This window comes from Protofrankia sp. Cr1 (genome assembly GCF_963555865.1).
Taxonomy (GTDB): domain Bacteria; phylum Actinomycetota; class Actinomycetes; order Frankiales; family Frankiaceae; genus Protofrankia.
Genome location: NZ_CAUVXO010000008.1, coordinates 34,614 through 35,377 on the forward strand (window position 1 = coordinate 34,614; position 764 = coordinate 35,377).

At 63.6% G+C, this 764-nt stretch carries 2 protein-coding genes; both read right to left on the bottom strand.

Annotated features, from left to right (window positions below):
* Nucleotides 1-23: 23 nt before the first annotated feature.
* Complete coding sequence (locus tag U9980_RS01995; protein ID WP_322766434.1) at nt 24-434, bottom strand: type II toxin-antitoxin system VapC family toxin; 411 nt, start codon at nt 432-434, stop codon at nt 24-26.
* Entirely contained in the window at nt 431-694 is a 264-nt protein-coding gene (locus tag U9980_RS02000) for a hypothetical protein (protein WP_322749177.1), read from the bottom strand. The genes U9980_RS01995 and U9980_RS02000 overlap by 4 nt, the downstream gene beginning before the upstream one ends.
* Between the last annotated feature and the right edge of the window lie 70 nt (nt 695-764).

Sequence of the window (764 nt, forward strand, 5' to 3'; positions counted from 1 at the left end):
GTTCGGCAGGTCAGTTCGGCAGGTCAGTTCGGCAGGAGGGTGAAGGCTTCAACGTGCTTCGGCCGGACGACGCCGAAGTGACGGCGGTCCAGCGTGGCGATCTCCGTGACGCCCAACCGCTCAGCGAGCGCGATGACCGACGCGTCCACCCCACCGAGAGGGAAGTCCGCATACCGATCAACGAGATCCGCCATACGATCAAGATCCGCAATTTTCAGTTCGGCGACAGCGAAATGACCGGCGACAAACGACCGCAGGAACTGTGCTTCGACACGAGGGCCCGCGTCCCTCTGGAGAAGGTGACAAACCTCTGCGACAACCGGCGGTGGAACGATGAACGGCCCCTTCTCCGGACTGAGGAGATCCAGGCTCGCAGCATGATGGCGATCCTTGCGGTTGGCAGCCGCCACGATCGGCCCTGCATCAACGATCAATGTGACCCCACAGTCGCATTGACGATCTCACTGGCCCGCTCGCCAAGGTCCGGATCGCCGTCGAAGCTGGCGAACCATGGCGGCGGCCAACCGGACCCGTCGGAGGCGGGGCCGGCGTCCATCCCGGTTACGGCAGGGACGAGCTCGAGGTGGAGACGTGCGCGGCGGCCTCGCGGGACGCCGTGACGCTCCAGCTCGGAGACGAGGTGGTCGTCAACGACGACCTCGAGGTCATAGCAGACCGGTTCTGGAGTAGCCATGCGATCAGGATAGCGCAGACGAACTGCTTGCAAGCAAATTGTCCACAAGAAGGGCGAGTTTTCCACAGGC